This window comes from Enterococcus sp. AMC1252, from assembly GCF_058216515.1.
This window is the reverse complement of record NZ_CM177097.1, coordinates 3098222-3111842: the sequence shown is the minus strand read 5'-3', so window position 1 is coordinate 3111842 and position 13621 is coordinate 3098222. Positions and strand designations below refer to the sequence as shown.

Sequence of the window (13621 nt, the reverse complement as noted above, 5' to 3'; positions counted from 1 at the left end):
TTTTATTTCTAATTTAGCTACTTTTTGGATGACTTTTATTTTGAGTTAGAGCTCGATACAAAACCTGTTTTTGGTTTTGTATCGAGTTTTTTGTATTTTTTAATAGACTTACGAGAAAACAATCAATATTTTATTCATTTTTTTGTTTTTATAAAATAACAAACTTCGAATTTTTGTGTATATTTATTTGTAAAGTTAATATTACTTTGTTTTAAGAGTTTTTTATTGAAGGTTTAATTGTGTTGTTTTTATTAAACTTTAATTTATGATAAAAACCTCTATTTTAAAGGTTTTTTATTCTTTTTTTTGAATAAAAAGTAGTGGTTAGGAAAAGGGATATTTTAGTAAAAAATATTAGTAATAAAGTTACGAAAATTCATTGACATGAAAAATAACAAGAGATATAGTTTTATGTATAAGTTTGAAATAAATTATTTGGATTAAATTTATTTTTTATATACTTTTTTACGTTGTGTTTGATTTGATTATATATCGTATGTAGATTAGTACTATTTTACATACGATATATAGAAATAGTCAGAGACTAATAAACTTTTAATGAAACGAAAGGAGATTGTATATGCCAAGAAAAGCGCCTGTCCGAAAGAGTGATCTTTCTAAAGACGACAAGGTTAGGCGAGGAACTCCAAAAAAGCGTTCACGTGGTTATAGAGAGTCTAAAAGGCTTTATTCAGAAACTGAAAGATATGAACGACACGCTGTAAAAACAAGACCACGGCGAATGGAGAGAAGCTCTCGTGATGAATTTTCCGATACAACTGATCGTTCTAGCTATGCTCAGGGGCGGGTAAGACGTCGTCGACCAGTACAGGAACGGAGAGTGGAGGAGGGACATAAAAGGCATGTTCAACAACCAGTTACTAAAAGCCCAGGTATCTTGGTATTTTCTTTTGTAGGTAATTTGATGTTTTATGGCATTACCATTGGAATCATCTTGATGGCTATAATGTTTTCATTTAGTTCGAAGTCGACAGCATCGATTTTTGGTTATCGATTTTATACAGTTTTGACTAATTCTATGGTGCCACAGGAAAATGGACCAAAAGGTGGTTTTTATGCCGGTGATATTGTCATTGTTAAATTGACAGATGGTAAAAAAGTCAAAAAAGATGATATTGTCACCTTCGCAGTTGGAGATGGTTCTCGTTATCTAACACATAGGATGGTAGAACGTAAAGATGAATTAAATGGAGAAAAAGGAGATTATCTGGTTACCAAAGGAGATGCCAATAAAAATAATGATCCGCCGATAACAGCGGATCGTGTATTGGGCAAAGTGATTGTTGCAGTTCCCAAAATAGGTAGTGTCATAGAGTTTGTTCGAGAAGAGTTTTGGGCTTGCTTAGTGTGTATTTTGTCATTGTATGGCTTTTTCCTAGTATTGAAAGCCTACCTATTTTCAGCGAAAGAAGAAGTTGTTGGAAAAGGAAGAAATAAAAGACGCCCAGCGTATGAGTAATGATATTATCACTTCGCTTTATCAATGCAAAGATCAAGCGAGTGAGAATATATATAATATTTTTTATAGGAGGATCATTAAGAATGAAGAAGAACAAAAAGAAAAAGTTGGTAGCATCCGCATGTCTAGCATTGTTAGCAGCCGCTGCAGGTACTTTTGCATGGATCAATTCACAAGATCAACGAATTAACCGTGTGAAATCTGCTGCAATTAAAGATGGTAGTGTCAGCGTAGAAGAAAATTGGAATCCTAAACCCATTGTTCCAGGAACAGAAGCTACGAAAGAAGTTGCTGTAACAAATTCAGGGAATACACCGGTATTTGTTCGTGTATCTTATGAAGAAGTTTTGAAACACTTAACCGAAAAAGGTGCAGTAACTAAACGAACTTCAGGCTGGAAGGCCAGTGCAACGCCAGGGCTATTAGATGATGTGCCTGTTGAGTATGATGGAGAAAAATATGTAGACGCAAACAGTGGTTATACAGACATTACAAGTAAGGTTAAAGATGCCTCAAAAGCAGCTTTACCGGCGGGTGTAAAAGTTTATGCAAAAGGTTCTGTTATTAAGGATCCTGTAACTGGGGACGAAAATACTACCTTTAGTTATTCAGCATTTTTTGAATATGCTCCAGGTAAATACCAAGCGATGGAAACGGAAGTAGCAGTACAAGCAGGAAACACAGAAGGAACAGCTGTTGAAACTTGGGAATTTGAGATGTCTAAAGCTGAATATTCAGTTTATAAAGGTGGCTATAGCCATGCTGTATCGAACTGGGCAGCTTCTTCTTTAGAAGGTGCTTCGGCAGAAGCAACAAATGCTAAAGCCTCTTTATTAGGTAGTGCTGGTCAAAAATACGATATGAATTATGATTACACAATTGCAACTTTAGGTTTAAGTGCGCTTCCCGCGCCAACTCCTGCAGGAGCAGCTGATCAAATTCCAGTAGCTAATTCAGAGAAAAAAGGAGTACAAACAGATAAAGCAGCTTTAGGTATTAGTGGAATTAATATAGAGTATGGTACTGATATGATTACGACTGCATCACTTGCTGATGATAAGTGGACATATAACAAAGAAGATGGCTACTTCTACTTCACAAGTCCTGTCGTTTCAGGTGCTACAACACCTCATCTATTGAAAAAACTAGTATTCACAAATAGTGTGGGGACAGAATTTACAAATGCAACATATGATTTGGTTGTGAAGATGGAAGCTATTCAAGCAACTAAAGAAGCCTTAACTGATACTACTGGTTGGGGATTAAATGGAGCAGATGGTTCAGAAACGAAAAAAATTACGACTTATCTAGATGGACAGGCAGCAAGCTAATTTTTAGCTAAGAAATCAGAGAAAAGGAAGGGGAAAAACGATGCAGCAACAATCAATGCGAACACGTCTACCATTTCTGGTTTTATACAGTTTATTGAGTGTTTTTATCACTTTTACCAGTGGAACGCTATTAGCTGTTGCCAGTCAGACCCTTCCTCCAGGGGTGATCATTGGCGATGAGACAGGGATATCTGCTTCTTCTGAAGGAGAATATTATGTTGATTTGCCAAATGTTTTACCTGGAGAAAGTTATGAAAAAACGATTACGATTCGTGGAATGGATATAAAAGAGCCATTTGAGTTAGGAATCTTAGTCACTCCAAAGTCAGCTAAAGGTGCCATTGATTTTGATAAACAGATTACATTGACTTTATCCATAGACGGTAAAAAATTATATCGAGGACCTTTATTGGGAAATGGAGAATTTGATTGGTCCATTCAACCATTGATAATAGGAACTTGTGAATATGGAAAAGATCAAATTTTAACTGCAGTTTTTGAAGTTGATAAAGACTTGACTGTTGCAGATTACAAAGAAGAAAGTCAGTTGTTGTATCATTGGACTTTTATTGCAACCAAAAATCAACCTAAATCTTCAGATACTACGGATAGCAAGGTACCATTATCAGATAAACAAAAATCTAAGGGATTTTTTCCAATGACGGGTGAAGAAATAAAGAATTTGATTTATAAAACATTGGCAGGATTATTGTTAGTCTTAATTGCAATCTTATTATGGAAAAAACGTAAAGAAGAACGAGTAAAAGTAGATTAGAGGAAGGGGAAGGCACATGAGTCGAGGGAATAAGCTGTTGAAAACAATCAATCAAAATAAACCTTTTTTGGCTATGTTTTCTGTATTTTTGAGTCTGTTGCTTGTAGTAGGAAGTACTTATTCATGGATCACCTATAGTGATGAACAAATCAATCGAAATAAGCCGAATACTAAAAATCTTTCTGCAGTGATTGATGAGGTCTTCACACCTAATCTGCAGTGGGTACCTGGCAAGACAACAGAAAAAAAACTATTAGTAAAAAATGACGGACAAATACCAGCTATTGTTAGAATCTCTTTATATGAATTTCTTGTTCATTTTGAACTTGATATGACGGATGGAATTGGCAATGGTAGTCAAAAAATCGCAATAAATTCAAGCGGATCTGATCTTGTAATGGAAGACGCTGAGACATGGATAAAAGGCAGTACATATAAAATTGCAACTGGAAAGTATTTTATAGTGTCAGAAGTTTACAAAGGGGATAAGACAAACCCAAATACAGCCTATGTTTATAAAGGAATTAGGCCAGTTGATAGTCTTAAATATTTGAACATTCAATTTAATGATGGTGATATCTATGATGAAAATAATAAACCAATGTCTGGACTACAGAATTATTGGTATTATTCGAGTGGATATTTTTATTATTCAGAAGTCCTTCAGCCAAAAGAACAAACGAAACAACTGATTCAAAATGTTACTTTAGATAAAAACTTACCAAATAAGTATAAAAGTTCTTTATATCAATTAATTCCAGTTATGGATGCTCATGATACTACAAAGTCTTTGATAACGAATTGGAAAATTGATTCTGGTTCATATTTAGAAGAAATGTATCGAGAGAAAGTCCATTAAGAGGAGATTTGAGATGAAAAAAAAGAAAAAATTTATCCATTTTTTGTGGGTGCTCCCTTTACTTATCGTATGTCTGGCAATTGGAAGTGTAGCTGCATATGCTGCAATGATGGTGAGAGATGAAAAAGTGAACTTTTTTCAGATTGGTAACCTTCAAACGAAAGTTGAAGAAGTTTTCACGGAACCAACAACGATTTTACCAAATAGTTCAGTTGAGAAGAAAGTGACTGTAGCAAATATAGGGACCGTAGACCAATTTGTTCGAGTGATGCTTCATCCTGAGATTCGTATAGAAAATGGAAAAAGTATCCGATTATTGCCTTCAAAAATTGGTGAAGAGGTTTTATTAGACTTGAATAGTACGAATTGGAAATTAGGTGAAGATGGTTATTATTACTACTTAAAAACGTTAAAGTCAGGTAACTCTAGTGTTACAGAAAGTTTGTTTACACAAGTTAAATTAAAGAGTGGATTAGGACAGGAATATCATAACGCGACCTTTAGCTTATTGATAAAAGTTGAAGCTATTAACTGTGCAAAATATGCTTATCGTGATGCTTGGTGGCAAGGGGGAATACCTAGTAACGAAGCGTTACTAGAAGTCGACAAACAGCTAGCTGAAAAAGCGGATTAAAGATAGGCGCATGGGATAAGCATTCCATGTTTGCCTTTCCTGATTCAACACTCATGAAATGAGTGTTTTCGATAAAGAAATTATTGATTTGATGAGTATTGAGATAACAGGATAGTTAAATATTACTAGAACTGAGGTGTAAAAGTGAATAAAAATGTAAAGATAGTTGGGGTATTTCTCTTATTAGTTTTATTAGGTATTGTTGGGTGGTTGTCTAGCGATAGAATAAAGGGACAGAGTGCGATAAAGGCGTCTTCAGAAGCTTTCATTCAACAGGATTTTCGATTAACAGCATCTAATGAATGGAGTGATGAAAAGGAAAGTAGTTATATCGATTTGGTATGGGATGATATATCGGATTTAGGTTATCAACTATACCGACGTGAAGATGGCGCAAGCTGGAAGAAAGTGTTATCAAATGAGAACAAAGTATTTAAGACATCAAGCGATTTCTTAGAGTCGTCTAGTTCAAGTGAATCCCAACGTGAACAAACATTGTTAGAAAACAAAGCCCAAGATAATTCGGTCAAAGATGACGTCCCCCCTAAAACTCCAAGTGCAGAGTTGGAATATGGAGAAGCTGATCAGTTTACCGTAAAGTTATCTTCTGAAGATAGAGGTAAAGGGTATCAATGGTATGTCCTGGCAGATACTAAAAAAAGTGGGATAAAAAAATCAGATGTCATAAAGAAGGAAGTGACTAGTGAGCTTCAAGGGTATATTTATGTGACGGATAGTTCACCTAACACGATTCCAGTAGTTGAGCGTAATTCCTCAGGAGAGATAACGAATGTTGATGTTCACACAGGACAATCTGAAAATACTGCTACAGTCTCGGGGACTTTTGGAGGAAATAGTAGCTGGATGCATGTAGTGGCGGTTGATCGAGCAAACAATGTGAGTGATGTTGAACATATTGAACTGAAAAAGGATATGAAAACGGCTGAATTAAAAGATGTGAATCGCTATGTTACATTTAATGTTGAAAGAACAGCTGATACAGCCAAATTAGTTGATATTGCTTTAGGCAGTTCAATGGAAAATAAAATGAAGTCCCTAGAAATAAAAATACCAAAAAACGCAGAAATTAAAGATTATGATACATTGAATCTACCGACTTCTTGGTATAAATTTCAAAATAGTGACGATGAGAATTATAAATCATTTACTTTAGCAATGAATGAGAATAATAATTTAAGTACAATTAAGATATTTTTAGAAGCGCTACGGTTTATCATTAAAAATCCGACTAATGAAAAAGGGAATATTCAAATAATCTTTCATGAGTTGGTGTATACATCATGGGAAGCGCCAGACGGTAAAACCCATTATTACACATTTATTCCGACACAAAAAACATGGCTACAAGCGTATAATTTAGCTAAGAAAATGAAGTATAGAGGGTTGACTGGGTATTTAGCAACATTAACCTCCTCGACAGAACATAATTTTGTATATACAAATATTGCAAAACAGTCTGGTTGGCTTGGAGGGGGAAGACTAGTAAAAACTAATGGCCAAAAAATCAATGATGAGGCAGTGATTTCGGAAAGAATTGCTGATTATATCACTACTGGTGTTCTATCCCAACGATGGTATTGGGTCGATGGTCCTGAAAAAGGCTTGATATTTTTTGACAAACCAACGTATAAAGAGGGAGGGAAAGCACCAGCAGGAGTTTACCAAGGGTTTAATAATCCTGCGGCTAGTGGTGCTGGTGTGGAACCGAATAATTCTGGAGGCGAATATATTTTAGAATTTGCTCAAGCTAGTGCGGGGGCTCCAACAAAACTATGGAATGATTTAACGTATAACCGAACAAGCTACAAAACGGGTTACTATATTGAGTTCTCTGAATATGGCTCTCAGAAAGAAACCGAGGAAGAAACAGATGTTTTAGGGAGTAGTGAGATTCCTCAAAAAGTTTCTGTCAAAGCGTTCGATGATAAAAACAACCCATTGCTTTCCGGTGATATCATATTTGATCAAAAGTTAAGAATTGGAAAAAAAGAAACTATTAACCCAAAAAATATTGATATGTACGACTTTATTAAATTGACAACTGTAGCTGGAAATCAAATTGATCCTCTTGAATATACTATCAGTAGTACTTTTCAAGAAGGAAAATTGATTTACAGTTCTCGAAAGCTGACAGTCAATGCTCGACAAGTAGTCATTAATAAAAATAATCAAATTGTTTTTCCTAAAAAGGGATATGGTGTATTAGAAAGTAGCACACAATTAGGGATAAAGAAGGATGAAATCGGATTAACTATCGTTTCAACTAGTGATAACACAGCTCTTTTTGACTCATATGTAATTCGTTATCAATTCAATGAGCCGTTTTATACGTTTGTGTCCAAAGTTCCAATGAATTATGAATTGATTGGCTATGTATTAACAACTAAAAAGCAACAGCATCTCCCGGAGGCTAGTTCTAAAATACCAATACAAGTTGATGTATCAAAAAACTCAGAATTTTGGCTAACGACGTATATAACACCATCAACTGAGCAACCTAGCTTACATCATTGGGAATATGAGCCTAATAGTTTGGGTGAGATCAAGGTAAAGTAAGGAAGGTGTAAAACTTTATGTTGGGTCGTTTTATAACTTAAATGATGGAGAATATATTGAAAATTAGCCCCTCTAAATTGAATAACAAGGATGATGCAGATTGTATTTATTATTAGTTGCTTTGGGTCTCGTTATTTTTATTCATAGCTTACTATTTATTTTTATCGTACAAAAAAATACGGAGTTAACAAATAAAATGGATCAACTAGAAAAAAATTTTTCGACTGTAAGCCTCAATATACAGCGACAGAGTTCACCAAAAGAAGAACTAAGAAATTCTGATCACACGTTAGGAAAGCGAAAGATTAAACCAATGAAACGAGGAAATAGATAACGATGAATTTAGGCTATGCTCATGGAACTAAACTAAATCAGCAATTTGATTTTTTAGAAGCTTATGAACTAGAAGATATTTTTTCAGATGCGGACCATAGTTATGAAGTGCTCCAAGATCCTGAGAGTGGGTATCAAAGATTGTTAGATTATACAGAACCAGGAGATTGTTTGGTCATTGCATTTTTAGAAGTCATTTCAAGGGATTATCAAGAGTTGCTTCGATTTTTGGATGAATTGGAAGATTTAGGGCTAGATTTAGTAGTATTAACTTCACCAGAATTAACTTTGACAGATTGGCGTGAAGTACTTTCATGGGTTGGGCGCAATGATCAACTATTACATCCTCGTTTGATTAAAATAAAATTGAAGCAGAAAAAAAATCAAAACAAGGAAATATATTCTGTATTTAGCAGAGAGCCAGAAGCTAAACAACTATACCGAGATGTTATATGGCAATTGATTGGCAAACAGAAACTACGGAAAATAGCCAAACAAAAAGGTGTTCCAGTTGAGACGATTTATCGAATACAGCAAGAGTTTAAGCGATTGAAGCTAGCAGCGATTTTAGCACTATGTTTTTTCTTAGCAATTGCGACAATCAAAATAACTGAGAACTTTTCTGATAATTTACTGATTCAAATTGTAGTATGTGTTGTTTCAACTTTGGTTATTCTCTATAACACCTTATCAGATAGCGAACCTCAGTAACAAAAAAATAAAAACAGAAATAATAAAAGGTTACTTTTTCCGTTGCTTGACAGAAAAAGTAACCATATTTTTATTTAAAAGCTCATTGCTTGGATTCGATCAAAGGCTTCTTTTAAGACCTCAATATCTTGTGTTGCCGCCAAACGCACATAATCATCGCCAGTTGTTTCGCCAAAGGCTTTTCCAGGAATCATTAATACATTGGTTTCTTTCAAGACTTTTTCAACAAAAGGCACTGATGTGAGTCCTGTTTTAGAGATGTTGATGAAAGCGTACATACTCCCTTTAACAGGGTGTAATGTGAGAAACGGAATAGTTGAGATTCTTTGTTCCAGATATTCTAGTCGTTCTTTAAAAACGGAAACTACTTTTGGTACCAATGTTTCAGCATGATTTAAAGCATAAATACCCGCTTGTTGAGAAGGGCTTGGTGCAGAATAAGTAATACTTTCATTGATCAGCTTTGCTGCTTCATTGATATAATCAGGAGCGATCATATAACCAATTCGCCAACCAGTCATCGCAAATGCTTTTGAGAAACTACTGAAGGTAATCGTATTTTCAGGAGCAAAAGTGGCCATTGGTACAAAATCATCATAGAAGCAGAATGCTTCATAAACTTCATCAGAGAGGATATAGAAGTCATGTTCAATAGCCAAATCAGCGATTGCTTTGAATGTATCAGGAGAAAAAACCGCTCCAGTCGGATTATTTGGTGAATTGATAATAATCGCTTTGGTTTTATCTGTAATCGCTGTTTTCAAAACATCAATATTGATCTGAAAGCCATCCTCTTCGTAAGTGGGAATAAACACTGGTTTGCCACCAGCGAAAATAACTTGGTCTTTGTACGGAGAAAAATAAGGCTCATGAATAATGACTTCATCTTCTGGATCTAATAAAACTTGTAATGTTAAATACATCCCGTGCAAAGCTCCGACTGTAGCACGAACTTGGCTTGGATCAAAGGCTAAACCGTATTGTTTTTGATAGAATGCAACGACAGTCTCAATAAATTCTTGGCTACCGCCAGAAGCAGTGTACTTTGTATGACCATTTTTTACATCTGTAAAGGCTGCATCAATAATTCGTTCATCTGTAATCAAATCTGGATCACCGATTGACAGGTCCAGTAAGTCAGGTACTTGTTTAGCTAATGTAGCAATATCCATTAAAATATTTTCAGCAGGTTGCTGATGCTTTTTCGCAATAGTTGAGCGATCCATTCTTTTTACCTCCAATAATTTGTTACTATATTCATTCTATACTATTTTTTTAAGAGGGCAAAGCAAGTTTTTTTACTTGCTTTGCCCTCTTAAATTTTTTACAAGACTTTTCTCAAAAAATCTTGTGTTCTTGGATTTTTGGGTTGACCAAAAATTTCTTCTGGTGTGCCTTCTTCTTGAATGATTCCAGCATCCATGAAAATCACACGATCAGCCACTTCACGAGCGAAGCCCATCTCATGCGTTACAACGACCATGGTCATACCTTCAACCGCTAAAGCCTTCATAACCGCTAATACTTCACCAACCATTTCTGGATCAAGTGCAGAAGTCGGTTCATCAAACAGCATCACATCAGGATTCATTGCTAATGCACGAGCAATCGCTACCCGTTGTTGTTGCCCACCAGACAGACTTGAAGGATAGCTTGTAGCTTTATCTTTTAGGCCAACTTGTTCTAAAAGAGCTAATGCTTTATCTTTTGCAGCTTCAGGCGTTTCTTTTTTTACTTTGATTGGACTAATCGTTAAATTATCTAGCACTGTTTTATGAGGAAATAAATTGAAATTTTGGAAGACCATACCCATTTTTTGACGAAGAGTATCGATATCTGTATCTTTATCCAATAAATTTTTCCCTTCAAATTCGATCGCGCCGTCTGTTGGTTGCTCTAATAAGTTCAAGCAACGTAGAAAAGTACTTTTCCCGCTACCGGAAGGGCCGATGATCACGACCACTTCACCAGCGTTTACATCTAGATCGATTCCTTTTAAGACGTCATTTTTTCCAAAAGTTTTGTGTAAGTTTTTAATATTAATCACTAGTGCTCATTCTCCTTTCAGCCACACCTAGTAGGCGGGAAATGGTAAAGGTTAAGACAAAGTAAATCAATGATACCACAAGGTATGGTAAGAATGGTTTAAAGCTGGCTCCTTGAACATTACCAGCTTGGAAAATCAATTCTGAAACACCGATAACGGAAACGACAGAGGATTCTTTGATGACTGTTACAAATTCATTTCCTAAAGCAGGTAAGATATTTTTGATTGCTTGGGGTAAAATGATATAACGCATTGCTTGCGGTTGATTCATACCAAGAGAACGTGCTGCTTCTAATTGTCCTTTGTTGACCGCATTGATCCCGGCACGAACGATTTCAGCAACATAAGCACCACTGTTTAATGCAAGAGCGATACAACCAGCGGCAATCTTCGATAGATCAAGACCTAAAACACCTGTACCAAAATAAACAATAAAGATTTGTACTAATAAAGGAGTACCGCGAACATATTCAATATAGCAAATGGCAATCCCACGTAAAATTTTTGATTTAGACAATTTCATCAAGGCAAGTAAACCACCAAGAAGCGCACCGAATAACACACCCATAAAGGCTAAGAAAATCGTATAACCAGCACCGCTGATGTAGAATTTCCCGTATTTCCCAAGGAAGCTTTCGTCATCAGTAAACATCAATTTACCAGCTTCTTTTTTATAGCCATCTAGTAAGTTATTGTCATTGATTGTTTTGATTGAAGCATTGACCTTCTGCTCTAAAACAGGTGCATTTTTAGGGATCGCAACGGCTGCATCTTTTTCACCTTGTTCAAAAGTGACATCAGCAAACGTTAATTCCTTATCACGGTCAACATAAGCTTCCGCGACAGGACCTTCCAAAACAGCAGCATCAACTTTTTTATTTTTTAAGTTCATGATGATATCGGGCACTTTTTGTAAAGATGTTGGAATTGAACCGACAAGTTCCGTTTTTGCCAATTCTTCCTGTGTTGTTTGTTTTTGAACACCGACTTTTACATCATTAAAATCTTTTGTTGATTGGAATTGATCTTTGTCCGATTTTCTAACAACGACTTTTTGTTGGACTGTCATGTAAGGCGTTGAAAAATTAACTTCTTTCAGTCGTTCAGGAGTTGGCGCCATCCCTGAAATGATCAAATCGATTTTGCCTGTTTTCAGTGCGCCTAATAATGCATCAAAACCCAATTCTTCGATTTTTAATTTAACACCGAGATCATCTGCAATTTTTTGTGCAATCGAGATGTCAAAACCAACGACTTGGTCCTTACCGTCAACGTCCGCATGAAATTCATACGGTGCATAATCAGCAGATAAACCAACAATCAGTTCTCCTCGTTTCATAATACTGTCATAGACAGGATCTGGTTCTTCGGCGATTGCTGTAGTTACAGGAATAAAAGTAAGTAGTACCAGCAATATAGGGATGATAAGTGCTAAGGCTTTTTTACATAATTTCATTTGTTCTTCTCCTTTGTAATAGAGTGATAGCAGTCTGATAAATATAACCGCTTAGTTTTCAATAAATATTCTAAAAAACGTGAATAAATGTATAAAAATTTATTGTTTTTGGATGTGTTTTATCATATCATAGATTAAGGGAAAGGAAAAGTGAATTTTATCAAAGAATTTACGAAAGTTCACTTTTGCATAAAAATTAGTAAAAAATGAAAGGTCGAGAAGAATGAATCAGTCGTTGATAGTAAGAGGAGCGCCGCAAGAATATGAATGTAGAGTTGGCGCTTGGAATGATTTAGAAGAACATTTAAATAGAAGAAAGATCAAACATGTCATGATTTTACATGGAAAAGAGTCATGGGAAGCGGCTAAACCTTATTTTCCGACATTTTCTGATATAGATGCGCATTTTGTTTCTTACGGCGGAGAATGCACGGATGAGAAAACGATGGAATTAAAACAATTATTTGAACAAAAACAATTAGAAGGAATCGTCGCTGTCGGCGGTGGGAAAATTGCAGATCTAGGGAAAGCTGTAGCGAATCAATGCAACACACCAATCTTGGTTTTGCCAACATTAGCTGCAACTTGTGCTGCATATACACCGCTAAGCGTGATTTATAAAGCAGATGGTTCTATGGATCGTTATGATGTGTTTGCAAATAGCAATGCTCTAGTTTTGATCGAGCCCAAAGTAATTTTAGATTCACCAATCGAGTTGATGATTGCCGGAATTGGAGATACTGTGGCTAAGTGGTACGAAGCAGATGCGATGATCTCTCAATTAGAGGTACAGCCGATTGAAATCCAAGTATCGGCATTCGCAGCCAAAAAATGCCGAGATGTTTTACTTGCAGATAGTCAAGAAGCTCTTAGTGCTATGAGAAAAAAAGAAATCAACCAAGCCTTTTTAAATGTCGTGGAAACCAATATTTTACTTGGTGGAATGGTTGGTGGTTTTGGTGATGATTATGGTCGGACTGCAGGTGCCCATTCGATTCATGATGCGTTGACTATCTTACCAGAGAGTCACCAACAGCTGCATGGCAATAAAGTGGCATATGGTGTTTTGGTTCAGTTAGTGATTGAAAATAAATGGTCTGAAATTGAACAACTTATTCCGTTTTACCATAGTCTAGATTTACCCATTTCTTTAAAAGAGATGAATATGAATTTATCAGAAGCTGATTATCAGCGAGTTGCAGAGCGTGCTGCAGAGCCTCATGAAACCATTCACTATATGAAGGAAGAGATTACACCTGAGCTTGTGAAAGCGGCAATGATTAAACTGGAAGAGGCAATGAGCAACAAATAAGTAGATGTTACAATAGAGAACTGGGGACAAGAGTTTATATCTTGTTCTCAGTTTTTAATCTCTAAGGATATACTAAAGAAAGCCTGTAAAACCTTGCAAATACGAA

Annotated in this window: 11 protein-coding genes; 8 read left to right on the top strand and 3 right to left on the bottom strand. The window is 35.7% G+C overall.

Annotation, left to right across the window (positions count from 1 at the left end; all coding sequences use genetic code 11):
* Positions 1 to 580: 580 nt before the first annotated feature.
* The 7 genes from AC4BB5_RS14715 to AC4BB5_RS14685 all read left to right on the top strand — a co-directional run bounded on the left by AC4BB5_RS14715 (position 581) and on the right by AC4BB5_RS14685 (position 8700).
* A complete protein-coding gene (locus AC4BB5_RS14715; protein WP_490456849.1) occupies positions 581 to 1480 on the top strand; it encodes a signal peptidase I in 900 nt (299 codons plus the stop codon).
* 83 nt (positions 1481 to 1563) lie between these two features.
* Positions 1564 to 2811, top strand: coding sequence for a hypothetical protein (locus AC4BB5_RS14710; RefSeq protein WP_490456848.1), 1248 nt, complete (start codon positions 1564 to 1566; stop codon positions 2809 to 2811).
* Positions 2812 to 2851: 40 nt separating this feature from the next.
* On the top strand, positions 2852 to 3586 hold the full coding sequence (locus AC4BB5_RS14705) for an LPXTG cell wall anchor domain-containing protein (RefSeq protein WP_490456847.1): 735 nt from the start codon (positions 2852 to 2854) through the stop codon (positions 3584 to 3586).
* A 16-nt stretch (positions 3587 to 3602) separates the two neighbouring features.
* A complete protein-coding gene (locus AC4BB5_RS14700; RefSeq protein ID WP_490456846.1) occupies positions 3603 to 4445 on the top strand; it encodes a BsaA family SipW-dependent biofilm matrix protein in 843 nt (280 codons plus the stop codon).
* A 13-nt stretch (positions 4446 to 4458) separates the two neighbouring features.
* Entirely contained in the window at positions 4459 to 5079 is a 621-nt protein-coding gene (locus AC4BB5_RS14695) for a hypothetical protein (RefSeq protein WP_490456845.1), read from the top strand.
* A 144-nt stretch (positions 5080 to 5223) separates the two neighbouring features.
* Positions 5224 to 7656, top strand: coding sequence for a C-type lectin-like domain-containing protein (locus tag AC4BB5_RS14690; RefSeq protein WP_490456844.1), 2433 nt, complete (start codon positions 5224 to 5226; stop codon positions 7654 to 7656).
* A 336-nt stretch (positions 7657 to 7992) separates the two neighbouring features.
* Positions 7993 to 8700 (top strand): recombinase family protein, encoded by a 708-nt coding sequence (locus tag AC4BB5_RS14685; RefSeq protein ID WP_490456843.1) that lies wholly within the window; start codon positions 7993 to 7995, stop codon positions 8698 to 8700.
* Between the two features lie 74 nt (positions 8701 to 8774).
* Here the strand turns inward: AC4BB5_RS14685 and AC4BB5_RS14680 are convergent, their stop codons facing one another.
* The 3 genes from AC4BB5_RS14680 to AC4BB5_RS14670 form a co-directional block, all read right to left on the bottom strand.
* On the bottom strand, positions 8775 to 9926 hold the full coding sequence (locus tag AC4BB5_RS14680) for a pyridoxal phosphate-dependent aminotransferase (RefSeq protein WP_490456842.1): 1152 nt from the start codon (positions 9924 to 9926) through the stop codon (positions 8775 to 8777).
* A gap of 98 nt (positions 9927 to 10024) precedes the next feature.
* The gene (locus tag AC4BB5_RS14675; protein ID WP_490456841.1) at positions 10025 to 10747 is read right to left on the bottom strand and encodes an amino acid ABC transporter ATP-binding protein; all 723 of its coding nucleotides are present in this window, start codon (positions 10745 to 10747) and stop codon (positions 10025 to 10027) included.
* Positions 10740 to 12203, bottom strand: a complete 1464-nt coding sequence (locus AC4BB5_RS14670) for an ABC transporter substrate-binding protein/permease (RefSeq protein WP_490456840.1) — start codon at positions 12201 to 12203, stop codon at positions 10740 to 10742. Before AC4BB5_RS14670 ends, AC4BB5_RS14675 begins: the two co-directional genes overlap by 8 nt.
* A gap of 223 nt (positions 12204 to 12426) precedes the next feature.
* Here AC4BB5_RS14670 and AC4BB5_RS14665 point away from each other — a divergent pair, with 223 nt between their 5' ends.
* A complete protein-coding gene (locus AC4BB5_RS14665) occupies positions 12427 to 13515 on the top strand; it encodes an iron-containing alcohol dehydrogenase family protein (RefSeq protein WP_490456839.1) in 1089 nt (362 codons plus the stop codon).
* Positions 13516 to 13621 lie beyond the last annotated feature (106 nt).

Bases quoted from the DNA above. Each gene is read 5' to 3' on its own strand.
- AC4BB5_RS14715 (WP_490456849.1), top strand. From the start codon at position 581: ATGCCAAGAAAAGCGCCTGTCCGAAAGAGTGATCTTTCTAAAGACGAC.
- AC4BB5_RS14710 (WP_490456848.1), top strand. From the start codon at position 1,564: ATGAAGAAGAACAAAAAGAAAAAGTTGGTAGCATCCGCATGTCTAGCA.
- AC4BB5_RS14705 (WP_490456847.1), top strand. From the start codon at position 2,852: ATGCAGCAACAATCAATGCGAACACGTCTACCATTTCTGGTTTTATAC.
- AC4BB5_RS14700 (WP_490456846.1), top strand. From the start codon at position 3,603: ATGAGTCGAGGGAATAAGCTGTTGAAAACAATCAATCAAAATAAACCT.
- AC4BB5_RS14695 (WP_490456845.1), top strand. From the start codon at position 4,459: ATGAAAAAAAAGAAAAAATTTATCCATTTTTTGTGGGTGCTCCCTTTA.
- AC4BB5_RS14685 (WP_490456843.1), top strand. From the start codon at position 7,993: ATGAATTTAGGCTATGCTCATGGAACTAAACTAAATCAGCAATTTGAT.
- AC4BB5_RS14680 (WP_490456842.1), bottom strand. From the start codon at position 9,926: ATGGATCGCTCAACTATTGCGAAAAAGCATCAGCAACCTGCTGAAAAT.
- AC4BB5_RS14670 (WP_490456840.1), bottom strand. From the start codon at position 12,203: ATGAAATTATGTAAAAAAGCCTTAGCACTTATCATCCCTATATTGCTG.
- AC4BB5_RS14665 (WP_490456839.1), top strand. From the start codon at position 12,427: ATGAATCAGTCGTTGATAGTAAGAGGAGCGCCGCAAGAATATGAATGT.